General features: G+C 35.8%; 25 protein-coding genes. 7 read left to right on the forward strand and 18 right to left on the reverse strand.

Annotation, left to right across the window (positions count from 1 at the left end):
* The 3 genes from DPV95_RS07005 to DPV95_RS07020 form a co-directional block, all read right to left on the reverse strand.
* The coding region (locus DPV95_RS07005; protein ID WP_133253132.1) for a POTRA domain-containing protein at nt 1-658 on the reverse strand (658 nt) is incomplete at its 3' end.
* Nucleotides 659-1,063: 405 nt separating this feature from the next.
* On the reverse strand, nt 1,064-1,525 hold the full coding sequence (gene cdiI, locus DPV95_RS07015; RefSeq protein ID WP_111406865.1) for a ribonuclease toxin immunity protein CdiI: 462 nt from the start codon (nt 1,523-1,525) through the stop codon (nt 1,064-1,066).
* 47 nt (nt 1,526-1,572) lie between these two features.
* The gene (locus DPV95_RS07020) at nt 1,573-1,962 is read right to left on the reverse strand and encodes a hypothetical protein (protein WP_243583169.1); all 390 of its coding nucleotides are present in this window, start codon (nt 1,960-1,962) and stop codon (nt 1,573-1,575) included.
* A gap of 251 nt (nt 1,963-2,213) precedes the next feature.
* Here DPV95_RS07020 and DPV95_RS07025 point away from each other — a divergent pair, with 251 nt between their 5' ends.
* Nucleotides 2,214-2,891, forward strand: a complete 678-nt coding sequence (locus DPV95_RS07025) for a helix-turn-helix transcriptional regulator (RefSeq protein ID WP_111406866.1) — start codon at nt 2,214-2,216, stop codon at nt 2,889-2,891.
* Between the two features lie 86 nt (nt 2,892-2,977).
* Here the strand turns inward: DPV95_RS07025 and DPV95_RS07030 are convergent, their stop codons facing one another.
* The 6 genes from DPV95_RS07030 to DPV95_RS07065 all read right to left on the reverse strand — a co-directional run bounded on the left by DPV95_RS07030 (nt 2,978) and on the right by DPV95_RS07065 (nt 8,708).
* Nucleotides 2,978-3,274 carry a hypothetical protein gene (locus DPV95_RS07030; protein WP_049384238.1) on the reverse strand — a complete coding sequence of 99 codons (297 nt, stop codon included), beginning with the start codon at nt 3,272-3,274 and terminating at the stop codon, nt 2,978-2,980.
* 62 nt (nt 3,275-3,336) lie between these two features.
* Complete coding sequence (gene cdiI / locus DPV95_RS07035) at nt 3,337-3,774, reverse strand: ribonuclease toxin immunity protein CdiI (protein ID WP_080971710.1); 438 nt, start codon at nt 3,772-3,774, stop codon at nt 3,337-3,339.
* A gap of 152 nt (nt 3,775-3,926) precedes the next feature.
* Nucleotides 3,927-5,141, reverse strand: coding sequence for an aromatic amino acid transporter (locus tag DPV95_RS07040; RefSeq protein WP_111406867.1), 1,215 nt, complete (start codon nt 5,139-5,141; stop codon nt 3,927-3,929).
* A gap of 163 nt (nt 5,142-5,304) precedes the next feature.
* Complete coding sequence (locus DPV95_RS07045) at nt 5,305-6,681, reverse strand: tyrosine phenol-lyase (RefSeq protein WP_111304718.1); 1,377 nt, start codon at nt 6,679-6,681, stop codon at nt 5,305-5,307.
* Between the two features lie 1,073 nt (nt 6,682-7,754).
* On the reverse strand, nt 7,755-7,943 hold the full coding sequence (locus DPV95_RS07060; protein WP_111406870.1) for a hypothetical protein: 189 nt from the start codon (nt 7,941-7,943) through the stop codon (nt 7,755-7,757).
* A gap of 522 nt (nt 7,944-8,465) precedes the next feature.
* Entirely contained in the window at nt 8,466-8,708 is a 243-nt protein-coding gene (locus DPV95_RS07065; RefSeq protein ID WP_005694971.1) for a hypothetical protein, read from the reverse strand.
* Between the two features lie 243 nt (nt 8,709-8,951).
* On the opposite strand from DPV95_RS07065, the gene DPV95_RS07070 reads away from it, so the two are divergent.
* Nucleotides 8,952-9,254: a YMGG-like glycine zipper-containing protein gene (locus DPV95_RS07070; RefSeq protein WP_111406871.1), complete on the forward strand. Its 303-nt coding sequence runs from the start codon at nt 8,952-8,954 to the stop codon at nt 9,252-9,254.
* A 90-nt stretch (nt 9,255-9,344) separates the two neighbouring features.
* On the opposite strand, the gene DPV95_RS07075 is transcribed toward DPV95_RS07070, so the two are convergent.
* From DPV95_RS07075 to rimO, 5 genes are all read right to left on the reverse strand, one after another.
* Nucleotides 9,345-10,799 (reverse strand): DASS family sodium-coupled anion symporter, encoded by a 1,455-nt coding sequence (locus DPV95_RS07075; protein ID WP_111406872.1) that lies wholly within the window; start codon nt 10,797-10,799, stop codon nt 9,345-9,347.
* Between the two features lie 170 nt (nt 10,800-10,969).
* A complete protein-coding gene (locus DPV95_RS07080) occupies nt 10,970-11,905 on the reverse strand; it encodes an alpha/beta fold hydrolase (RefSeq protein WP_111406873.1) in 936 nt (311 codons plus the stop codon).
* Between the two features lie 54 nt (nt 11,906-11,959).
* A complete protein-coding gene (asd, locus tag DPV95_RS07085) occupies nt 11,960-13,075 on the reverse strand; it encodes an aspartate-semialdehyde dehydrogenase (RefSeq protein ID WP_049366716.1) in 1,116 nt (371 codons plus the stop codon).
* A 138-nt stretch (nt 13,076-13,213) separates the two neighbouring features.
* Nucleotides 13,214-15,232, reverse strand: a complete 2,019-nt coding sequence (locus DPV95_RS07090) for a UDP-glucose:protein N-beta-glucosyltransferase (RefSeq protein WP_049366715.1) — start codon at nt 15,230-15,232, stop codon at nt 13,214-13,216.
* Nucleotides 15,233-15,271: 39 nt separating this feature from the next.
* The gene (gene rimO, locus DPV95_RS07095) at nt 15,272-16,609 is read right to left on the reverse strand and encodes a 30S ribosomal protein S12 methylthiotransferase RimO (protein ID WP_049366714.1); all 1,338 of its coding nucleotides are present in this window, start codon (nt 16,607-16,609) and stop codon (nt 15,272-15,274) included.
* 166 nt (nt 16,610-16,775) lie between these two features.
* Here rimO and DPV95_RS07100 point away from each other — a divergent pair, with 166 nt between their 5' ends.
* Entirely contained in the window at nt 16,776-17,492 is a 717-nt protein-coding gene (locus DPV95_RS07100; RefSeq protein WP_049366713.1) for an MgtC/SapB family protein, read from the forward strand.
* A 211-nt stretch (nt 17,493-17,703) separates the two neighbouring features.
* Here the strand turns inward: DPV95_RS07100 and DPV95_RS07105 are convergent, their stop codons facing one another.
* Complete coding sequence (locus DPV95_RS07105; protein WP_005699267.1) at nt 17,704-18,747, reverse strand: hypothetical protein; 1,044 nt, start codon at nt 18,745-18,747, stop codon at nt 17,704-17,706.
* Between the two features lie 10 nt (nt 18,748-18,757).
* Nucleotides 18,758-19,000 carry an AlpA family transcriptional regulator gene (locus tag DPV95_RS07110; RefSeq protein WP_046938925.1) on the reverse strand — a complete coding sequence of 81 codons (243 nt, stop codon included), beginning with the start codon at nt 18,998-19,000 and terminating at the stop codon, nt 18,758-18,760.
* A 171-nt stretch (nt 19,001-19,171) separates the two neighbouring features.
* Between DPV95_RS07110 and DPV95_RS07115 the strand changes: the two genes are divergently transcribed.
* Nucleotides 19,172-19,594 (forward strand): hypothetical protein, encoded by a 423-nt coding sequence (locus DPV95_RS07115; RefSeq protein WP_049366711.1) that lies wholly within the window; start codon nt 19,172-19,174, stop codon nt 19,592-19,594.
* Nucleotides 19,595-20,077: 483 nt separating this feature from the next.
* On the opposite strand, the gene DPV95_RS07120 is transcribed toward DPV95_RS07115, so the two are convergent.
* A complete protein-coding gene (locus DPV95_RS07120; protein WP_005699313.1) occupies nt 20,078-20,446 on the reverse strand; it encodes a helix-turn-helix domain-containing protein in 369 nt (122 codons plus the stop codon).
* Between the two features lie 108 nt (nt 20,447-20,554).
* Between DPV95_RS07120 and DPV95_RS07125 the strand changes: the two genes are divergently transcribed.
* Genes DPV95_RS07125 through DPV95_RS07135 form a run of 3 tightly spaced genes read left to right on the forward strand, consistent with a single transcriptional unit; the run spans nt 20,555 to nt 22,905 of the window.
* A complete protein-coding gene (locus DPV95_RS07125) occupies nt 20,555-21,070 on the forward strand; it encodes a hypothetical protein (RefSeq protein ID WP_005699280.1) in 516 nt (171 codons plus the stop codon).
* Nucleotides 21,071-21,076: 6 nt separating this feature from the next.
* Complete coding sequence (locus DPV95_RS07130) at nt 21,077-21,493, forward strand: hypothetical protein (protein WP_049366710.1); 417 nt, start codon at nt 21,077-21,079, stop codon at nt 21,491-21,493.
* Between the two features lie 20 nt (nt 21,494-21,513).
* The gene (locus DPV95_RS07135) at nt 21,514-22,905 is read left to right on the forward strand and encodes a DNA translocase FtsK (protein ID WP_053087308.1); all 1,392 of its coding nucleotides are present in this window, start codon (nt 21,514-21,516) and stop codon (nt 22,903-22,905) included.
* Nucleotides 22,906-22,924: 19 nt separating this feature from the next.
* Here the strand turns inward: DPV95_RS07135 and DPV95_RS07140 are convergent, their stop codons facing one another.
* Nucleotides 22,925-24,205, reverse strand: coding sequence for a tyrosine-type recombinase/integrase (locus DPV95_RS07140; RefSeq protein WP_005699348.1), 1,281 nt, complete (start codon nt 24,203-24,205; stop codon nt 22,925-22,927).
* Between the last annotated feature and the right edge of the window lie 120 nt (nt 24,206-24,325).

The raw sequence follows: 24,325 nt of genomic DNA on the forward strand, positions 1-24,325 counted from the left end.
GTTTTAAGTTTTCTAAACCTTGTTCAATATTGCGAATATTTAATATATCCCCCTGCGCCATTGGCATGGCAAACCATAAGGTACCACGGGTGGCAAACGGAATCGCACTTTGGTCTTGTAATTGAATACGACCTACTTTACCTGGAATCACAGTGAGTACGAGCATGCCTGAACGCAAATCCTGTGGCTCTACCACCACACGGGTAGTGACATATCCCAAATCAATTAAACGATTTTGAATACGGCGAAGTAATACGTTAATCCCCTCCGAGCCTATACAAGCCGGCAGCGCAAAATCACGCTCAGCATAAACAGACTTCAATGCCCAAGAGAATTGGCTTGGTTGGATTAATTTAAGAGAAGAAGCTGATGAATTTTCTTCTTCAGCTTGATAATCGGTTAGCACCAATTGATTGATAGGAAAACACTGTGCTTCATTCTGTGGAAAGCCACGAGAGGCTTCTTTTTCCCCCTCTAAACGCACATTCGCGGATTGCGTTTGCTGGGCTAAAATAGCCGCATCCTGTTCAGCTTGTTGCCTCTGTTGTTTGGCATCGATTTGTTTTTCTACATTTGCATTTGGTGAGCTTGGCGCCGCCAACGCGAAAGAGGAAATAAATAATAAACTAGAAAGAAAAGAGCGAGATAAGTTTTTCATTATACATCAGAGATTAAGTTATTGATAAATCTGCGATATGATATCAAAACTTGTTTTAAAATTCTATAAACTCATATTCTCAATAAAAAAGTGCGGTCAGTTTTTAAGAGGTTTTAAAACGCTTTGAAAATTGACCGCACTTTATAGCTAGATATTTAAATATTTTATGCTATCCAAACCAAATATCCCTCTGGGTGACCAAAATACGATTAGCTAATTCATTTAGCTTTCAGTATTCGCCCTAAATAAAAACAAAAGAAGAGAGAGATAAATACTATAGGGAAAAAATCCAATACTTTTAATATATTAACTTTACTAAAGTTAAAATTAAACTTTGATAATACATACAAATATGTCATAGCTAATACAAATATCGTCATTTTAAATATCTTAAAAAGATCTGTCTTATTCATTTTTAAACTCATGTTCACTTAATCCTAGATCATTTAGCTCTTTTTTAGCAAAATCTAGCATATAGGCTATTAATTCTCTATATTTGTTATCCGGATGTATTTCTAGAAATCTTTCACAAGCTTTTTCTGTATATTCTAGATTTTCCCGTTCTGTTACAATAGCTATCCAATCAGGATCATCAAATCCATCTTGAAAATAAACTCCTTCAAAATGATCTCTTGGATCGGGGCTATTCATATCTGGATGATACCAATAACAACCTTCTTGTGTATAACCATCCTTATCTACTAGCACTAAATAAACCGCATATAAGAAAACACCATAATCATATAAAACAGAGAAACATTGCTTTACTGTTCTTTCAGGATTATCTTCATCAAAATTTACTTTATAAAAAAAATTATATGATTTAGATCTGATTGGTATATAAGAAAAATCATCTTGAGTGAACATTCTTAACCTCTACTGTTTTTATTCAAATATATTTTATATTCAATTCGTTATAAATTACATTTTCCCTTATCCCACTTAGAATCTTGATAGCCACATTCAGCTGGCCAGTATCGGTAATATCCCTTTCTTTCCATACAAGATTGAAATTCTTTGTATTTACCAGTTTTATTGATATAGTGAAGTTCTTGATCTCCATATTTACTACCGCAGCTAACAGCATCTTTCCAACGCTGTTGCTGATCAGTTTTACCTATACTATAAGGCTTTTGATAATGTGCTATAGCTGGCCATAATTTGCCTTTATCAACACAATTAACCATTTGTGGAGTATAAAAACATCCGTTTGAATACCAACATCCGTTTAATATAAAACAAAGAAGAAATGAGGTGTATCTCATTTTATTACCTCCTATTTTCATCAAAAGTTCAAACAACATATTAATTTCCTGTTGGCGTATTTTTCATGATTCTTTCAAATTGCTTACCATCAACTGAATAAGATACAAATTTCAATAGTAAAGAATATCACAGAAGTATTGTCTAACCACATCCCATTAAGCATTATGGGATTCACTTAAAGTAAAACACCACAGATAACCTGCCGTTTTTTACAATATATTTGCTATAAAAAATAAGTGCTATAAAATAGCCACAACAAGCAAATGGTAATTAATGAGATTGGCTCGATATGAACAATGTACAAAAGAAATATTTTATTGGCCTAACCCATTTTTTGGGAAATGTTCTCGGCCCTAAATACGAAGTCGTATTTCATTCTTTTGATAAGAATAAGGCTCATATGGAAGCCATTGCGAATAGCCATGTTAGCGGACGGACCCTTTCCTCTCCACTTAGTTCTTTTGGTTCTAGTTTGTTGCAGGATAAAGTATATTTAGATAAGGATTTTGTCTTTAACTACAAAGCGGTGGCAGATTCCGAAAAAGTCATTCGAGGTGCAACTTATTTCATTAAAAATGGGGATAAATTAGAAGGCATCCTTTGTATTAATCATGATACCTCTGAGTTGGTTGATGTGATGACCAAATTAATTTCACTGGAAAACCTTGGAAACTTCGTCAATATTTTAGGTATTGATGATGCCTTTGCTGAAGTGGAAGAAGCCGAAATAATTAATAAAGAAAAACTCGAAAACTCCATCGAAGATATCCTTTGTGAATACCTTGATTTCACCCTATTACATTCCGATAAACCACTCAGCTTAAGACAACGGGAAAATGCAATTAAAGTCTTATTTGATAAGGGTATTTTCAATATCAAGGGTGCCATTCCGATGGTGGCGAAATATTTGAAAATCTCAGAACCTAGCGTATATCGCTATCTCAAAGCGATCAAGGAAAAAGCATAAAAAAGCGCGGTCAATTTTCAAGAGGTTTTAAAACTCTTTGAAATTTGGCCGCACTTTATATCCCAGGCTATAAAAGCAAACTTTCGCTAATTACCATTAAATAAAACCTCCATAAACTCAAAGAAATCTTTTTCCGATACTTCATCAGGAGAAATCATTTTGTTATATATAATATCTATATCTCTATTTTCTAATTTATATATTTCCAACCCTACCCAATGACTACTCCAGAGCTCAATAGTTGCTGTTTTTTTATTTGAATATAAGTCAAATCTAGTTAAATAACCAAAATCTCCCTCTTTCTCAAAATCAACTTGAACAACTCCGAATTTTTCAATTACCCTAGGGTAAACAACATTTTCAAAAAAATTAAATATATCCATTATTTTTTCTAGCACTCTTATATTATTAATTTACCTATAAAAATAGACACAAATTTTGACTTTTATTTCATCTTTGATGTTTCCCAGTTGTTTAAAATATCATAAATAAACTCTACATATTCTTTTTCAGGATGTAATTCTAAAAAACGTTTGCATGCCTTTTTAAAATACATAAAGCAGATTTCTTCAGATACATGAATCTGGTATCTAGGATCACATAGGCCTCCAATCTCAAACCTTACCCCTTCAAAGTGATCTTCTGAAAATGGGCTATTCATATCAGGGTAATAGCAAGCAGCTCCCTCCTCACAGAATCCATCTTTTTCTACTAGAACAGAATAGATAGATTTTAAAAAATCTCCCTCATAATATACATTGTCAATATACCCACTTATAGTAAGTTCTATTTTATCATTTTCATGTACAACTTCTTTAAGAATAGGTGTATAGAAAGCTCCTATAGGAATGTACTTAGGAATGGTGTTATTTAGGGTGAACATTAGTTACTCCTTTAGTATCTTTATCAATATAATAACGAAATTTTTTCACTACCAATAGTAAAATGACACCTTTCCCAAGACTGATAATAAAATAAAAGAGCGGTTAAAAACACAGTGATTTTTAACCGCTCTTTTTATTTTAATCCGTATTATTAACCCACTACTTCAGGCAATATACCTAATTTAATTAGGAATGGGATACTCACGATAATAATCCCTAGAATTGAGACAAAGAGTAGGACCCCTGAACCACCCGGCACACGATAAGGTAAGTTTGGATGTTGATGACGAGCTTTCCAAACCAATGCTGCCGGCAATACCACTGCATAGAAAGCAAACATTTGTCCTGCATAGCCTAATGCAAGGATGAAGCCTTCTGGATAGAAGAATGCAAAGAGCAATGGCGGAAGGAAGGTTAAGAAACCTAAACTTAAACGGTTTGCTGAAATATTGAAGGCACGTTTTAATAAGTCGTCAATACATTCTAGTAAACCGAGTGCTACCCCTAAGAATGAGGTAATCAGTGCTAAGGCAGAGAAGATTTTCACGACAGCCGCAATAATGGTGCTGCCTGTAATCACACGAACGGCCTCAATCAATCCATTTAATGTTGGATCTTGATTAAGGATTTCTAAGAATCGGCTTTGGCTTAACACACCGTGAGTAGAAAATTGCCATAAAAGATAACCCACTAATGTGATTGCAGAGCCCACAATAATAGAAAATCTTAAGGCTTTTACATCACCTTCTAAATATTTATTTAAGCAAGGAATTGAGCCGTGGAAACCAAAGGCGGTAAAGAAAACCGGGCTAGCCGAAATCAATAGCGCTTTATCAATTGGCATAGCCATTAAGTTATCGATTTTAATTTCGGGGATCATCAATCCAAGCACAATGAATAGCGCTGCAATCATCGCGATAAATAAGAAACGATTTAAGGCATCCACAAAGCTTGTGCCAATTGCCACGAAGATACCAAAGAAGATCGTAAATGCCAGGATAGAACCTTTCATTTTGAAATCAGGTGTCGCAAAATCAGGTAAAGTTGAAGCAAGAATTGCACCACCACCGGTTACATAGGCGGAAAGTAATGCATAAAGGAAAATCATTAATACGCTGGTTGCGACAATTCGTCCTGGTCGACCAAAATACTGTGCGGCAAGGGTGCCAATACCGGCATCATGTTCAGCAGTTTGATAAACCTCAACAAATAATAATGCGCTATAGGTGAGCAGAATCCATAAAAGAACAAGTAGAACAACTGTAAACGTGAAACCTATTCCTGCAGAGGTGAGAGGCATGGCAAGCATCCCTGCCCCAATCATCGTCCCTGAGGTAATCAAGGTACTTCCCAATGTTTTGTTCATAAGTTTTCTCCTTTCCGATTATCGTAGAAAGGCTAGTCACTTCCTTATTTGACAATACATCAAACTACAATGTCATTAGAATGTTTTCGCATTTTTCTCATTAACCAAATATTTTTTAGATACAAAAAGCCCTTACCCCGTTACTGAGGTAAGGGCGGTAGGCCTATTTTTGTTCAAAACGTGCAGTGAAGAAACGTAATTGTTTTGGTTCATACACGAAACGAAGCCCTTTAATATCCTCTTTATGTTTGAATAAGTGGATAATACCATCAGCAACTAAATCCATGTGCGCATAGGTGTAAACACGACGAGGAATAGTAATACGTACAGTTTCAAGTTTTGGATGATGGTTTTCGCCAGTTTTGATATCACGACCAGCTGAAATAATACCACGTTCCATTGTACGCACACCGCATTCAACATAGATTGCTGCCGCTAATGCTTGTGCTGGGAAGTCTTCTTCTTGTTTCAAATGTGGACAGAAACGACGTGCATCTAAGAACACCGCATGACCACCAATTGGTTCTACAATCGGTACACCCGCTGCTTTTAATTTTTCACCGAGATAACGTACTTGTTTAACACGGTGTTCAATGTACTCTTCCTGAGTTGCTTCTTTCAAACCGATCGCCATCGCTTCCATATCACGACCAGCCATACCACCGTAAGACGGCATACCTTCGAACACCACAACCAATTCTTTCGCTTTCATGAACAATTCTTCATCATTCATACATAAGAAACCACCGATATTGGTTAAGCAGTCTTTTTTACCACTCATTGTACAACCATCTGCATAGCTGAACATTTCTTGAACGATAGATTTGATTGAGCGATCTTGATAGCCTGGTTCTTGTTCTTTAATGAAATAAGCATTTTCAATACAACGAGTTGCATCGTAGAACACTTTAATGCCGTGTTTTGCGGTTAATTCACGAACAGCTTTCATGTTTGCGATAGAAACCGGTTGACCACCCGCTAAGTTTACTGTTACCGCCAAGCACACATAAGCAATATTTTCAGCGCCTTTTTCGTTAATTAATTTTTCTAATTTTTTAACATCAATATCACCTTTGAATGGGATATCTAATGTCGCATCATGTGCTTCATCACGAATAATATCGTAGAAAATACCGCCATTGGCTTCTTGGTGGAAACGTGTAGTAGTGAAATACATATTACCTGGTACGTATTGACCCGGTTTAATCGCGATACGAGAAAGAATATTTTCAGCACCACGTCCTTGGTGAGTTGGCACAATATGTTTGAAACCAAATAAGTCTTGAACTGTTTCTTGTAAATGATAGAAGTTGCGGCTACCTGCATAAGCTTCATCACCCATCATAATACCGGCCCATTGACGATCACTCATTGCATTTGTACCACTATCGGTTAAAAGGTCGATATAAACATCTTTTGAATCAAGTAAGAAGGTATTGAAGCCTGCGGCTTTCATTGCTTTTTCACGTTCTGCTTTTGGTAAGATTGAAACAGGTTCAACACTTTTAATACGGAACGGTTCTGCTGGATAGTATGCCATAATAAATCTCCTATTATGTTAGGTTTAAAGTCCATGATTATTAACCCGCTACTAAAAACATCTATCATCGAGTTGCTGGCATAGTACTGAATTTTTTTCTGCAATACTGTGATCAAAGTCACAAATCGATAAAATTTTATCAAATTCATATAAAAATATTTTTATTTGATAATTTTATATCAAAACATCATAAGCATTCTGATTATTAGAGCAAGTAAACAAGCGAGTTGGACTAACCAGTTTTCTCAATAGAACAACATAGGAATGGTGTTGCAGGCGGGATTGCTATGAGAGGACGATATTTCGGCAAAAGAAGCATCAAAAATACAAAAAGTGCGGTCAATTTTTGAGAGGTTTTAAAACTCTTTGAAAATTGACCGCACTTTATAGGTTTACGCTATCTTTAAAAAGAAATTCACATACCATTTTAACGTTATTTTGAACACTATCATTTTTTCATGGTGTGCATACAATCCATAACTTTCAAACTTATGACCTCTCGTTCCTCATTTGTCTTATCAGGAAGATTTTTATATTTCTCATAACATGATTCAAAAGTTTTTTGTTCCTCATATGTCCTTTTAGGTATCACATCCCCATTCCAGAAACGAACAAAATAACTATCAGAAGAAACACATGCAGTCAAAATACTACAAAGCAAAAAAATACTGAGATTTATCTTACTCATGTTTTATCTCCAAAATATTTTTTCATTCCAACCGATCTAATCTCGTTTGAAAAAGAGAAGATATATCGGCAAAGCAACCACCTGAAATTTTAGAGACATAATTAAAGCTTCTTTCATAAGAACTACATATTGCAAATTATTTCTTCCCATATCGAACTGAACTATCACCATAAACAAGAAAAATATGAATGCAACAGCTATAAAAAATTTTAATATTTTTAAAATCATTATTTATTTAGATGGCAAGTATATACCCCACCTTTCTCCTTTCCTCTAACGCATATTCCTTTTATATATTAAATAGTCATACAAAATTAAAACTAAAAACATAAAAAACCAAGGACTCTTTGTAAAAATTTTTTCTGAAAAATCTATTAATTTAAGTTCAATGATCTATCTTCTCTTTTGCTAAAATCGCAAACACTGCAACAACAAAAGCATAAGGATAAACATCTTCTAGAAAATCTACAAAATTTTCTACACGCCCATACCAAACCCACTCGGTTATATATAAAATAATAACGCCAGATAAAACAACAATAGATAATTTAAATACTTCCAAAATAAATTTCATTAAATATCCTTATTTTCTTCCTGTAAGAAGATAACTGCCTAAAATCGCTGGTATGGGAATCAACAATGATAACAATATCTCAGTCTTTGAAGAAAAAACAACCCTTGTAGAAAACTCACCATTGGCTAAAAAATCAAGCAACAAATTTATCGATAGTAATAGCAAAAAATACAAAAAACCATTAATAAATAAAATTTTATCAGTTTCAATATCATTATTTATATCTCTACATCATTGATGTATCAATCATTCTATAGATTCTTTAAATATATAAATACTTATTTACTATTATTACCACCTATAAATTTATTTATAAAAAAGCAAAATAAAAACAATACAAACAAAACCGGAAATAATTTAACTATTGATATCAAATCAATCTTATTAAAATTAAAATTGAACTTCGATAGCGAATATAAATATAAAAAAACTAAAGCTAATAATGTTAATTTTAGAATTTTAAAAAAATCACTTTTTCTCATTTAATTATGACCTTATTACAGTCTGTGTATGATATACAAATTAATATCCTTTTTCTTTCATGCAACTATCTACATATCCTATACGATCATCATATCCTTCTTTTTCATTAGGATATATTTTATAAGCCTTATCAAGACATTCTTTAATTGCACTCATCTTAGATTCGGAAGGACGAATACCATCATTCCAGAACCTAACTATGGGATCATTGACATCTGAAGTACAAGAAGTCAGTAGTGTAAATAAAGGTATTAGTATATTTTTTTTCATTTTCTTACTCATTATTTTATTACTTGAGATTTAACTTCAATTAGTGAAAATAGATTTTACAACATCTGACTGAATCACCTATTAAACCTCTCAACAATCATACCAAAAATTGCTCATTCTTAAACCAATTGAACGACCCTTTTGAACTAACTAATTTTCCACATAGTCAAAGCAATCGTAAAAGGAATGCTTTTACACGCCGGATTGCATAAGTGCTTAGGCAAGCAATCCCGACAAAAATAGAGGAGTAGATTTATGAAATCTAAATTGATGAAAGGGTTAGTGATTGTTGCATTAGCAGGAAGCTTAACCGCTTGTGAAATGGACAGACAACAACGTCATACTGCAACAGGTGCAGCAATCGGCGGTGTAGCCGGTGGTTTATTAGGTGGTGATATTGCCACAACACTCGGCGGCGCAGCATTAGGTGGCGTAATCGGTAGTCAAGTGAATAAAGGCGGAGACTACGATGACAGAGAATATCGCCATCATAAAAAACATAAAAGACATCACCACAACAGAAGACATCGTGATTGGGATGACGACTGGGATGATTAATTCAAAATACAGATAAAAATGACCGCACTTTTGAGATACAAATCAAAGTGCGGTCGTTTTTTTAGGGATTTTTTTATGAATTAATAAGGATTACCACCAACCGAGTAGTTTCATCCATAATCCACCTACACCAAACCAAATCACTAATGAAAGGATGGAAACAATAAAGCTCACGCCCCACCACTGACCGGTTGAGTTATAACCTGAACCGTATAGTGCTGGACCAGGACCACCTGCGTATTGCGTTAAACTCATGGATAAAGTTGAGGTGTAACCTAAACCAATTGCAGCAATGATTGGCGGTGTACCCACAGCAATAGCCGCTGCCACGAAAGCGAGATACATTGCGGAAATATGCGCCATGGCTGAAGCAAAGAAATAGCGGGTATAGAAATACACCAACACTAAAATAGTAAAGGCAACTGGCCAGCTGAAATCGCCCACAGATGCGGAAATGTGGGTGGAAATCCAAGTGATTGCACCGTATTTATTAAGCGCATTCGCCATCATCACCAATACCGCAAACCAGAACATCGTATCCCATGCGGTGGTTTCTGCCACGATATTTTTCCAGCTCATAATATTGGTTAATAATAAAATCACTAAACCGATAAACGCTGAAATTGTTGCAGGAATATGGAAGACTAAATCACCCACCGTCCAAAGGAATAAAAGAAGGATAAAGTCTAGGGCAAGAATCCATTCCGCTTTGCTCATTGGGCCCATGCTTTTTAATTCTTCACGTGCCATTTCTGCCATTTTAGGCGTATCTTTTAATTCTGGCGGATAAATTAAATATACGAAATAAGGTAAGACGATTAAGCTCACAACACCCGGTACGATTGCCCCTAAGAACCATGTCATCCAAGTGATTTCTACACCTTGGCTTTTCGCAAGTTCTGCAATTAACGGGTTACCCGCCATGGCGGTTAAGAACATGGTACAAATAATGGTATCGATTTGAGAAACAGCAATCGCTAAGAATGCACCTGCACGACGAGCAGTTGGACCCGGTTTGGACTCATACGCATCAGCAATAGATTGCATAATTGGGTACATAATACCGCCCCCACGCGCAGAAGCCGAAGGAATCCCTGGACCGATGACAACATCAGCCAACGCCATACCATAAGCCACACCCATCATTTTTTTACCAAAACGACCAACGAAGTACAGCGCGATACGTTTACCTAAACCGGTTTTAATCACCGCGCGAGATAAAAACATGGCAATAGCAATCAACCAAATTGTGCCGTTTGCAAAACCGGATAACATGCCGACATCGCCTTGTTTTGGCGAAATTGGCGTAAGCCCTGTCAAACCACTAATCACCAAGGCAACTAGCGTTGCAGCTCCCATAGGCATCGCTTTAGCGATAATAGCCACAATGGTTGCCACAAACAGCGCTAGCATTCCCCATGCTTTTGCGGATAAACCTTCTGGTGTCGGGATCAACCAAATCCCTAAACCAACGATGACGGCAATCAGCAGCCCCTGCCATTTAAAGCCAAGTTTGACTTCTACTGCTGGAATTTTACTTTCCATAGGATAACTCCTAGATAAATGAACAAAAAATAATTCATCACGGATAACGACTGTGACGCAATCGATTAAATAAGTGGGTATAAAGATACCACTTATTTAGTATGAGTAAAGATTTAAGCGATGTTTTTAATAAAATTTGATGGAAACTTGATGCAGATTAAAAAACAACTTTAAGAATGAAGAAATTGATTCACGCGTTCAAGTACCACTTTTCTCACGTTATCCTTTTCAAAAAGGATTTCATGTTTTGCTTGAGGTACAAGCATAGATTCGGCATGCGGAAAAAGTGCGGTCAATTTTTCAAGATTTTTGTTATCTACAATCTTTTCTTTTTCCGCTTGTAGGATAAGCACTGGTGTTTCCACTCTTGGAATGATTTTAGGGAGCGCTTTGATTGCATTTAAACACAAATGTACCCAACGGAAAGTCGGGCCGCCTAAGTGAATAGTAGCGCGTTTTCGATTAATTCGGTTCATCCATTTCATTCGCGTTTTAGAATGGCTGAGTTCATTAAGGTTTAAATCTGCCGGTTTGTAATGTCCTTTACCAAAAACATAGCGATGACCTTGACCAAATGCCATCATTGTTGCAATGATGACTTTATCTCGTAATGGATGTTTCATCGGAACACCAAAGAAAGGCGAAGAAAGCACAGCCTTTTTAATATGATGATCGTAATTGGCTAGATAATAGGTGGAAATCAAAGCTCCTAGGGAGTGGGCGAGAATATATTGCGCTTGATAAGCATAAAGTGCGGTCGTTTTTTCAATGATTTTTGCCATATCATCGGTATAAAAACGAAACTCATCTAAATGCCCTTTTTGAGGAATAATACGCTGTGAATAGCCTTGTCCTCGATGATCGAAAAGCAAAACATCATAACCTTGTTGGTAAAAATCATAAGCCAACTCAGTCCATTTCAGCATATTTTCTGCTCGACCATTGACCAAAATAATCAATTTTCTGACCGCACTTTCAGGCTGAACCAAATGACGATAAGCCAATTTGATATTTCGTTCACCGGAAAGATATTGCGTCGGAAATTGCTCAAAAAAAGGCAATAACTCCGTAAGAGCAAATTGATGAAAATGAGGTTCTCTGATCATAATTTTCCAATGAAAAGGGCGTAGTGAATACGCCCTTTGCCGTGAAAATAAAACTTATGCTACCAATTGTTTTAAGATACGGCGAACTGGCTCTGCAGCACCCCATAATAATTGGTCACCTACAGTGAATGCCGCTAAGTATTCTGGACCCATTGCCAATTTACGTAAACGACCAACTGGTACGCTTAATGTGCCTGTTACTTTAGCTGGGGTTAATTCACGTAATGTGGTTTCTTTGTCGTTTGGAATTACTTTCACCCATTCGTTGTGAGCCGCTAAAATTTGTTCAATTTCTTCTAACGGTAAGTCTTTTTTCAGTTTGATGGTGAACGCTTGGCTATGACAACGTAATGCACCGATACGTACGCATAAACCATCTACTGGAATTGGATTGTCGCTTAAACCTAAGATTTTGTTGGTTTCTGCATAGCCTTTCCATTCTTCTTTAGTTTGTCCTGTTTCAGGAAGAAGTTTGTCAATCCAAGGGATTAAGCTGCCCCCTAATGCTGCACCAAAGTTATCCGTTGGGAAGCTATCAGAACGCATTTCTGCAGTCACTTTACGTTCAATATCTAAAATTGACGAAGCAGGGTCTTTTAATTCGCTTGAAACCGCTTGTTCTAATAAGCCCATTTGTGAAAGTAATTCACGCATATTTTTTGCGCCTGCACCTGAAGCCGCTTGGTAAGTTGCGACAGATACCCATTCCACTAAATCTTTTTCAAATAAGCCACCGATAGCCATAAGCATTAAACTTACTGTACAGTTACCGCCCACGAAAGTTTTAATGCCTTTTTTCAAGCCTTCAGAAATCACGTGTTGGTTTACCGGATCAAGCACGATAATCGCATCATCTTTCATACGTAGTGCAGACGCTGCATCAACCCAATAACCGTCCCAACCTGTTGCTTTTAATTTTGGATAAACTTCATTGGTATAGTCGCCACCTTGACAGGTCACGATAATGTCTAATTTTTTAAGTTCTTCAATGTCGAATGCACTTTTAAGTTCACCCGCTTCTTTACCTGCAAATACAGGGGCTTTTTGACCTGCTTGAGAAGTGGTGAAGAAAACTGGATTAATATTGGCAAAATCTTGCTCTTGCACCATACGATCCATTAATACGGAACCGACCATTCCGCGCCAACCGATAAAACCGACGTTTTTCATGAGTTTTTCCTTATTTTATGTTGTGTTGAATGGGTCTATTAATTACAGGCTTTATGCTACAAAATCAAGCTTTTTTAGAAAAAATGAGGCTTTGTTTAATTTTTCTCAATAAAAAATCCCCTTTCGGGGATTTATTGATTATTTATCTGCTTTTTTCGTAGTTTTCTTTACCGTTTTTTTCGGCTCTGTTTTAGCTTCAGATTTGACCGCACTTTTCTTTGTCGTAGTAGACTTTGTAGCCTTCTCTTTTGTGGTTGTCGATTTAGTCACTTTTTTCTTTGGCTTTTCAGCTAAATTTGCTGCTTTCCATTCCTCAAATTTTTCAAGTAACACTTTACCCATTGGGCTTGGATCGCCTGTAAATAAGGTTTGTAAGCCATTATTTTCAATGATATGACGGCGAAGTTCTAAACGCTCTTGATGATTTTCAGCTAAACGAATTGCACGTTCAACATATTCATCTACCGTATTTGCAATTAACCATTCCGGTAAACCTAAACGTTTGAATAACCCCTCATCAATATGTTCATGGACTTCTGCACCGGTTTTACATATACCTACTAAACCTAATGTCACCATATCAATAATGCCATTCGTATTCCCGAATGGGAATGGATTCACCATCATATCGCAGTTATGCAAAATACGAAGATATTGATCATAAGGCGCATGTGGATGAGCTGTCGCATCATTACCTAAATAAGATTTAATAAAACGCTCAACATAAGGATGAGTCACACCACTGGATTGACCTAAAGCAAAGTGGAAATGAACCTTAACATTCGCACGATCACGAATAGCCTTTAATGCTGCTAAGAAATATGGGTTAAGCTTCATTGTGGTAGAAGCAATACCAATATTCACCACTTCAGGATTTTCACGTAAGCGATATTCTACGTGTTGCGGTGCAAGCGCTGAAGGCACATAAGGTAAGGCATCTTTAGGTAAACGCAATAATTGCTCACTAAAGCATTTTTCAGAACCAACGTAGTCATCTTCTACAATTACATATTCAATAAAATCAGAATGTGTCGTCGCTGGATGGCCTAAAGCAATCACTTGAACCGGTGCAAGACGCGTATTACTTGCAAAAATGGTAGTTAAATCCATCCCAATACTTGGCATATAAAGAACGGCTGCACCATTTTTTTCACAAATCTCTTTTAATTCATTCAATTTACTAAAAATATTATCACCTTTTAATAAATGGAATTCATCAAACACTGCTTGGCCTGCTGCATCTACAGCATCATTACCTACACCAATTAAATGAAAACGCTCACGCGCAGCAATCATTGAAGTGGAATGCGTACGGTAAATTGAATGAGATGAATGGAAATGCTCCAATAACACCACCATCACAGGTTTACCATTACGCTCACCTAATTTAGTGACATCGCGATCTGTCCATCCACCTTGCAATAAATGACGGCGAATAACTTGGTTTAATGCTTTTTTCACCCAGTGTTTATTTTCAGCAATATCGTAGCTGCAATGCATATACACATCATGTGAAATTGCACTCGGCACATTATTTAAGTTTTTAATCGTCGCTAATTTTTCAGGGAACCATTGTAAAAGCGTACCACGCTTAGAAAACGCTTGATCAGTACCGATAAAACGGGGTGATTGCAATGCAAAACAAAGTGATGCACATAATTCAGGGTCTAAATTCCATAAAGCATCAAGATTAACATTCACATTAGATTCTGGCAGATAGAAAATACAGAATTTAATTAATGATGATCTCGCATTATCTAAATGAAAATCGGATAAATTGGTTTTATCTGGATTGCGGTTATAAGTCTGCAACACATGATCCGCATTCACAAAAGGTGATGATGCAAAAATCATGTTAATCCAACGTTGTAAAGTAAAGAAACGCTGTGCCCCGCCTTCCGAAATATCTAATTTAGGATCAGAAAACAGCTCGCTCATTGCTACTGCTACACGGGTACAAAAATGCTTGATCTTCTCTTGTGCTAATTCATCATTTAATTGGCTAGGATAATCAATTTCAATGCCTTCAATGCCACCAAAATTAGTATCAATTTTGCTTAAAATGTCGAGCAATTCTACGCAAGCAGCTTCATAATTTTTTGCTGCAACTTCTTGTTCAAAACGGATAACACTGGGTTGTTTTTGTGTTTCTGCCATTTCTAAATTCCTTTGGTAAAAAATAAATAAGATTAATAATTAACAGGTTCCCCACAGATCGTATTCATCTGAATGGGTAATGGTTACTTTAATAAATTCGCCCACTTTCACAGGCACGCCACTTAGATTTTCAATATAAACTAAGCCATCAACTTCGGGTGCATCGGCTTTTGTACGGCCAATGATACCTTCTTCATCAATTTCATCCACGATTACATCAAGCGTTTGGCCAATTTTTTGTTTTAATCGTTCAGCCGAAATTTCTTGTTGTAACTGCATAAAGCGGTGAAAACGTTCTTCTTTTACATCTTCAGGCACTTGGTCGGCCATTTCGGTAGCCGGTGCGCCTTCTACTGGGCTAAATTTGAAACAGCCCACACGATCAAGTTGTGCTTCTTTTAAGAAATCCAATAACATTTGAAAGTCTTCTTCTGTTTCACCTGGGAAGCCTACAATGAAAGTTGAGCGTAGGGTTAAATCTGGACAAATCTCACGCCATTGCTTGATACGCTCTAAAGTGCGGTCAATTTTTCCTGGTCTTTTCATCGCTTTTAAAATTTTTGGACTCGCGTGTTGCAATGGAATATCCAAATAAGGCAACAATAGACCTTCCGCCATTAATGGAATTAAATCATCCACGTGAGGATAAGGATAAACGTAGTGTAAACGTACCCAAATGCCTAATTTTCCAAGCTGTTTACACAAGGTCATTAAGTCATTTTTAATTGGCATACCATTCCAGAAAGCCGTTTTCACGCCACCTTCTTTACGTTGTGTATCCATCGCATAAGCAGAGGTATCTTGTGAAACGACCAACAATTCTTTCACACCCGCATCAGCAAGACGTTTTGCTTCATCCAATACTTGCGTGATAGAGCGGCTTTCCAAATCCCCACGTAATGAAGGGATTATACAGAATGTACAACGGTGATCACAGCCTTCTGATATTTTCAAATAAGCATAGTGTTTAGGTGTTAATTTCACCCCTTGTTTTGGTACAAGACTGGTGTAAGGATTATGCTCTGGTTTTGGTACATATTTATGTACTTGTGCCATGACTGTTTCATAACTGTGCGGACCGCTCACTTCCAAAACTTTCGGATGAACTTGGCGAATTTGATCTTCTTTCGCCCCTAAACAGCCGGTCACAATCACGCGTCCGTTTTCTTCCAACGCCTCTCCAATGGCTTCTAGGGATTCCTGCACGGCACTATCAATAAATCCACAGGTATTTACAATGACTAAGTCCACATTTTCGTAACTTGGTACAATGTTATATCCATCTGTACGTAATTCGGTCAGAATTCGTTCAGAATCTACTAAATTTTTAGGACAACCTAAACTTACAAAGCCAATATTTGGCGTTGATTTTTGCATAAATTTATTCTCAGCTATCATCATCTTTCAAAACTTCGGATTTTACTCAATTTCAAGCAGAAAGGCGATAAATTAAAGGTAAATAGATTGTAAATTTACCCATTAAAGTCCTTTTTTCAGGTAGAATAACGCCCGTTTTTTTAATTTACTCATATTCATTATTAACATGGAAAATTCTTCTCTTTTTTCGACCGCTCTTGAACAGATGGCTTATTTACTTATCCTAGGGAAAATGCTTCTCGGCCTTGTACTTGGTGGGATTATTGGCTTAGAACGTGAACTTAAACACAAACCGGTTGGTGTCAAAACTTGTGCCATTATTGCGGTGACAACTTGTGTACTGACGATTGTCTCCATTCAAGCCGCAGAACATTATGCTCAAGTTTCAGATAATATCCGAACTGACCCTATGCGACTTGCCGCACAAGTAATCAGTGGCATAGGTTTCTTAGGTGCAGGGGTTATTTTGCACAAGAAAAATGATGCGATTTCAGGTTTAACCACTGCAGCAATTATCTGGGCTGCAGCGGCTATCGGTGTAGCAACAGGTGCTGGTTTTATTTTTGATGCCATTATTGCCACTTTAATGATTTTAATCGCCATCCGTATCAGCCCGATTGTGCAACGTTATGTTCGTCGTAAAACCTATAAAAAGCGTACTCGTTTAGCTATTCAACTGAGCTCTGCTAACGGCATCAGCAAAGTGACAGATTTATTATTGAAACATGATTACCGCATTGAAAATATCTCAGTAAAAGACCAAGCGAGTGGCGAAGTTCGCTTGCAAGTGAGATGCTACAACATTGATAATGAAATGCTAAAAGATGTCTATACGCTGTTAAAAACAGAAGATGAAGTACTGAGTGTGGATGTAGAAAATTAAATCAGATCGCAATATAACACTATCATAAAACAACTACTTGCTAAACATATAGTTAAATTGGATAACGTCATGAATTTACAAGATAATTTCGAGCAGCATACGCCTGATGCATAAGGCTATGTTTGTTTATTTGCAAGGGTTCGCGCGTTTTGGAAATGAAAAGCTACATAATAACCTACACTTATGTAGCTTTTATAGCTGAGGGGGCAAATTATCTCAGAGATGTTTGAGTGAAATACCCAATAGAATTGTCTATGATATCTGGGTATTTTGACCAATCAATGTTGAGTATAAACTTACTTTTACACTTTTCAAGACATCTATTCGTTTTTAGTCTTAAGTTTCTATTCACCTTTGTATCATCATCTACTTTAGCTTGTAGATACGATTTAACCGCTAGAGGAATACTTTTCTCCTCTTTTATATAAGGAAGGAAATCCTTAAATTGAGAGGCGATTTTATTTCTTCTATAAATGAGAATTCTACTGAATGGGTTTTCTAGCATTGAAACCTCCGATAGAAAAAGTGGTTGTTGATATGGCGGTTTTATTCTTAATTCTAAGCGAGTAATGCTCCGCTTAATATGTTCTCTCTTAACTATAAGGTTATTTTGGTAAACATCTTCAACTTCTTGAAATTTTAGTTTCTCATATACTAAAAGGTAAGAACTAGAACGTTGAGAACCAATAGCATAATTGTTCTTACAATCATCTTCGTTACCTAAGAAATTCCGCCCTGTTCTAGCATTAGGAATAGAGAAGTAATAATTTCTTAGAAATCGCTTGCTGTGTACATCAAGGGTAAGATCGATTCGAGTTACTCTACTAGTTTGTAACAGCATATCAATAACCTCTACCCCAATATGTTTCTTCAGCCATTTGATCACATTAGGTATGTCTCTATTTTTTGCATATTGTGGAGATAACTCAAATCTAACTCTAGGCTCATTAAGTTTTCTTGGGAAATCGTAAGATAATAGCAGATAAAAATCAGGATTTTTCATCGAAGTAATTTTTATACCACAGCGGTAATGTTTAACTTTTATACTACATATCTCATATTTTCCAGATCTAACCTGCTTTAACTTATCAAATTTTTTGTATACACCCCAGAATTCTTCAGCTGGTATTATTTTTGATACAAAAGATAGCTTATCAATTCCCATATAAATAGGGTATTTTTTGAAAGTACCTACACAGATAAAGTTATTCTTTCTATAAATAGCATTTCTGTTTACAAGAATGGTATTTTTCATAGCTAATTTCCTATTGAGTTGTTGTATTATTTAATAAATATGCTTGTAACGTGCTAATAGAGTGATTGGAACTTGAATTACATGCACATCCTCTATTTACAATCCATTCATCAATTTCCGTTTCTAACCACGCAACAGCTCTCAATGACAGTTTCTTTGGTGGTGGAAAATCAGATGTTTTGATTAGTCGGTATATAGTTGATTTGGATAACGTTGTTTTTGCCATTACTTGGCTTAGTTTGATTAGTTTCATAAAAACCTCATTTATTACCAAAAGGCGGAATTACCCTTTGCGAGGTTTCCTTTACAGAAGTGAATATTTAGCTCTTAAACTGGCTGACAGTCAGTTATAAATAGCCTAAAATAACTGACTGTCAGTTTTATTAATTTAGTTGCTGACTGTCAGTTGATTTAAGGAAGAAAAGTGAGTACGAATTTTATTGGACAAACAAGAAAGCAAAAGAGAAATTGTGAAGAGCAACAGCGTAGAAGGAAATCAATCAAGGAACGCTTTCCCAAGACGGTTACATTCCATACTTATGAGGATATTGATGAAAAAATAGCAAGAAGACAGATGAAGATAGCAAAAGCCTTTGAAATAGTAGGAGAAAAGATAAGACAAGCGGAAGTAAAATCTTTAGCTATTACTTATTATATTTATATTCACGCAAGAAAAGAAAAATTAAGAATATTGCGTCAAATCTATAGATATGCAGGTGAGGAAAATATGACTTTAGATAAATTACTTAAGTTGTTAGATAAAAATGTTCCCCTGAAAAAAGAGAAATGGAATCGAGAAATCCTACTTGCTTATTTATTCTTTAGGGATGAAAGAGATAAAAAATAGTGAACTAGGTAAAATTTCAGAGATTTTTACGCTATTTGTACCACAACTATCAAAAAGAACTAATTTTTCGTTATCGTAACTTTTTATCAAACTCCAATGATAGTTAGTCGAGAATAATACTATTGAGTTAGATTGGCTTTCTAGATGAGAAGATATAAGTAAGGGAATTTTTGAGTGTCTTCTTATGTTAGGGTAGTCTATTCTTATTTGCTTATGTATTTTAGCGGTATGATTTAATAAATACTTCATTTGGTGAAGATCCAATCCACTCGTGAGTAGATCATAAATACCCCAGTTATTCATATAAGCTAAAAGTAGCTCGTGAAATAATGGTTTTCGCTTAATTTTCTTATTTGATACGAAATAGACTGCATTTACTATGCTATAAATTCCGCATAAACAGTCTAATTCCCCCTGTTGCAATGCTTTCATGCAAAATAAAAATATGTTTATATATCAATATTTTAACATATTTTTTAGCATCTACAAAATAGTCTCAAGGAAGACTAAAAGACCACGTTTTTTGTCCGCACTTAACCTATCTAAATGAGCATAAAGTCTATTTCTAATACGATCTTCTGAAACAGGAATAAATTTCTGTTTATCATTAATTTTTTGATCTGATATGCAATCTATAAAAAACCAGCTAATTTCGGTATTCAATGCTGCGGCAATTTCGACTAGATGTGCAACATTAATCTTATTTTCACCTCGCTCATAACGAGAAAGTTGCTGTTGTGCGATACCAATTTGCTCCGATAGCACGGAGGCACTTAATCCAAGCTCTTTACGCTTTTGCTGAATCCGCTTTCCTATCAATCTATCGGTTTCTGTTACTGAAAGTTTCGACATTATCTAGCCTTAAAATCATCTTTTATAGCTATTTTGTAGCTGTTTTACTCCTTTAAAAATATCGGTTATAGTATATTTTACGAATATCACCTATTTAAGGATTTTGTTATGAAGCATTCTTTTACACTTATTCATTGGTATGGACCTTTTGAGCTTTCTGAAGTGATTGAATCAGATTGGGGAAAAGAGAGCGGGCTCTATTTGTTTACAGGAAAACAAAAAGATGAGACTGAGAGCCAAATTCAATACTGCGGTATTTCGGAACAGTCCTATGCATCCCGATTTAAAACTCATCATAAACACTGGAAAATTGATAGTGAGCGAGAGGTTTGGTTAGGGATTATTGAATCTACACCTTACCCTCATATGAATGGAGCTTATTTAGCCTATTTGAAAGAGCCTGAGCGCTTACTTACCTATTATTTACAAGCTCCATTAAATGAGAAAAATCGTATTTTGAAACCACGACCAATGACAGTAATCAACTATTGGTTTACAAAAGATAAAGAACTTAGAAGAAAAAATGTTCACGTAGCTCAGCAAGGTATGCACAGTGTCATTTCTTGGGATGGTGAAAACTGGCATTTAGGTGATCTTAAAATTGTTTCAGATGAAGAGGAATAACCAGCTATGCAATTAGATGATTTTAATATTACTTCTGAATATATGGAATATTCAGATAGTAGTAATAAATCCGAATGGGGGGAACCACTACCTTGCTGGATTAAGTATGAAAGTGAATCTAAAGAATTAAGTATTAAGTTTGAATATGAACAAGAGGGAAAGCCTAATACTTATGTTTGGTTTAAAGGCATAGTAGATATGCTCACTTATCCTTGTTCAGTAGAGCTAAGATCAAATAAACCTAATGTTACAGAAGAATCAATGTTGTTAGAAATAATAAATGATGGTGAAAATTGGTACTTTGAGGGAGTAGTTTATGATCCTTATACAGAAAAGATTGATGGTGTATTAGTCAATAGAATTGCTGAACGAATGATCTATATCAATCAAGTTGATCCTGATGAAAGCGATCTTGACTTTTAATTAATAACCCAGAGGTTTTTATGTTTTCAGATAATTTGTTATTTCCGACAGATTTATTGGATAGACATTATAATGTGAAATTGCCAGATATGAAGAAAGCGTTATCTATGTTTGGAATCACAAATGCAAATATTAGCTACTCTATTGGCCCGGTGGTAATAACTTACTATATCAAATTAGAATTTGATCGCTTAGAAAAGGAAAGTATCAATCAAATTTCTGATCCGACAAAATGGGCTAAAATATTGAATGTTCGTGCAGTAAGAATGATTCCGAGTGAATTTGGCATACTATCTTTGGAAATTCCACATAATAATCACCATACAATTTCACTTAAAGAGGTGATTGGTTCCGAGGTTTTTATTAATAGCAATGATAAGTTACCGATCGCTTTAGGTGTAAATCCAGAGGGCAATCCTGTAGTAATTGATTTAGCCAAGACACCTCATCTTTTGATTGGGGGAGGTACAGGAGCAGGAAAATCAGTCTGTATTAATACTATTCTTATCAGTCTATTATCAAGATTTGATGAAAAACAACTTAAATTGATATTAATTGCTCCGAAGATCGTTGAATTATCACCTTATAATGATATTCCTCACCTCATTACACCTGTTATCACTGATATGAAAAAAGCCATGCAAGCCTTAAAATGGTGCGTAGATGAAATAGAACGCCGCTATCAGCTTTTATCATTGTGGGAAGTGCGCAATATCGAAAGCTATAATCAGAAAATCTGCCGTTTAAATGCGGAAGGTATTGCTAAAGATACATTTAGTCCATTACCTTATATTGTGATCGTTATTGATGAATTTGCCAATCTAATGCTGACATCTGGTCAGCAGACGGAAGAATGTATAGTGCGTATTGCACACAAAGCAAGAGCAGTGGGGATTCACTTAATTCTCGCCACACAACGCCCTGCTAGCGATGTTATTACAGGTGTTATTCGGGCAAATATTCCTAGTCGTATTGCATTTACCGTGACAAGTGCGGTAGATTCTTGTACTATTCTTGATCAGCGTGGCGCGGAAACATTGTTAGGGCGAGGTGATATGCTATATTCTGGATCAGGCTCTCCAGATTTAACTCGTATTCACGGTGCGTTTATCAGTGATGAAGAAATAGTTGCGATAACCGATTTTTGGCGTCTGTGCGGACAAACTCAATATCAAGAAAATATCTTCACTGAAGAGGTATTTTCGCCAGTTAAGACTGAGCTTGATCCCTTATTTGATATTGTGCGTAAATGGGTAATTGAAACTCAAACTATTTCAATATCAGCAATTCAACGCAAATTTAACCTTAGCTTTAGTCGAGCCGCTCACATTATGGATCAGCTTGAAACAGAAGGTATTGTATCTGAGCTATCAAAATTGGGAAAACGGCAGTTACTCATAACAGAAAATTAAAGAATAAGCAGGGAACTGCCTATTTTTGCTCTGTTAGTAAATCATCTAGGTAATCAGCCCATTTTTGTAACCAAATTTTACATTCTTTATCGTAAGTATGTAGATTATAAGTGCCTTCAATTCCTTTCTTAGAATGTCCTAGAATAGCCTCGCCAACTTCATTCGGGCACCCCAATCTCGCCAAACCTGTTCGAACTGTTCTACGCAGATCGTGTGGCGACCAATGTTCAATGTCTAACATTGCCCCACTTTTTCTAAGTATCCAAGTTCTTTCGGTAAGGTATTTTTGTTGGATAGGCTTTTCTTGTAATCGCATTTGAAATAAGTATTTTGTTGAACGATCAAATGTTTTAAGAAGATCTACTGTTTGATTAGATAGCTGAACATAGCGAGATGTGCCAGTTTTAGTTTCTCGAAGAAAAATTGTCTTCATTTCTAAATCAATATCATCCCAAGCAATAGCGCAAATTTCCCCTGTTCGACAGCCTGTGAGTAATGTAAGTAGAAATACGTTTTGGATTTTTTCTGTTAGTCTTGATGTTTTCAGCCATTTTAGGAATATCCCTAATTCACGGTGATCAAATGCTCTAGTTCCTTTGTTATTAGTGAGTTTAATGGTTGTCATTTTTAACGTTTCTTTTGCTAATAATGCAGGGTTTACAAAATTTTCATCAAATTTATCTAGTCCAATAGCAAAACGATATGCCGCAGTCCACTCTCTAAGAACACTTCCTGCTTGCACGCTTGCACCTCGATTGTTCACGATATTTGTAATATGTTCGGCGATTTCTTTTCTTGTCATAGAAGAGGCTAATCTATCGCCAAATGGAATGACTACATCATTGTATAAAGTTCGTCTAACTTCATCTTGCCCTTTAGGTTTTCTTGCTCCAACTATTAAACGACCATTTTCACTATAGTGATCTTCAATATATTGCGATAAGTAAAGTTCAACAAGATCTTTGACATAAAAGAGTTTCTGGCTTTCTTTTTGAGCTTGCTCTTTTTTAAATTCTTTTAATTCGGTTGCAGGACAGCGACCAGCTAAACGAATATGTTTTAGCTCTTTTAGCTGCTTTCTTGCCTCTGCTAGGCTAGTTTGAGGAAATGAGCCTATTTTTACTTGAGTTAGCTTTTTAGTTATCGGGCTAGAATATCTATAAAAAAATGTTTTTATACCAGTTTTACCACAAGTTACCCTTAGACCTGAATACTCACCAATATCAGCTTTATCAAAATCTTTAGGCTTCATCATTTCAATAGTTTTCGTAGTTAATGGCTTTTTCATAGCATTACTCATAAAATATTCCGATAAATTCCATTTTTTGCTATATGTATATTATACTATAAGCTATAAAAACCTACAAAAAAACCTACATTTTAGTATAGGATTTAGTGAGTCTTCATAAAACCTAATGAA

Origin of the sequence: Haemophilus parainfluenzae (assembly GCF_003252755.1) — a bacterium.
Classification (GTDB): domain Bacteria; phylum Pseudomonadota; class Gammaproteobacteria; order Enterobacterales; family Pasteurellaceae; genus Haemophilus_D; species Haemophilus_D parainfluenzae_N.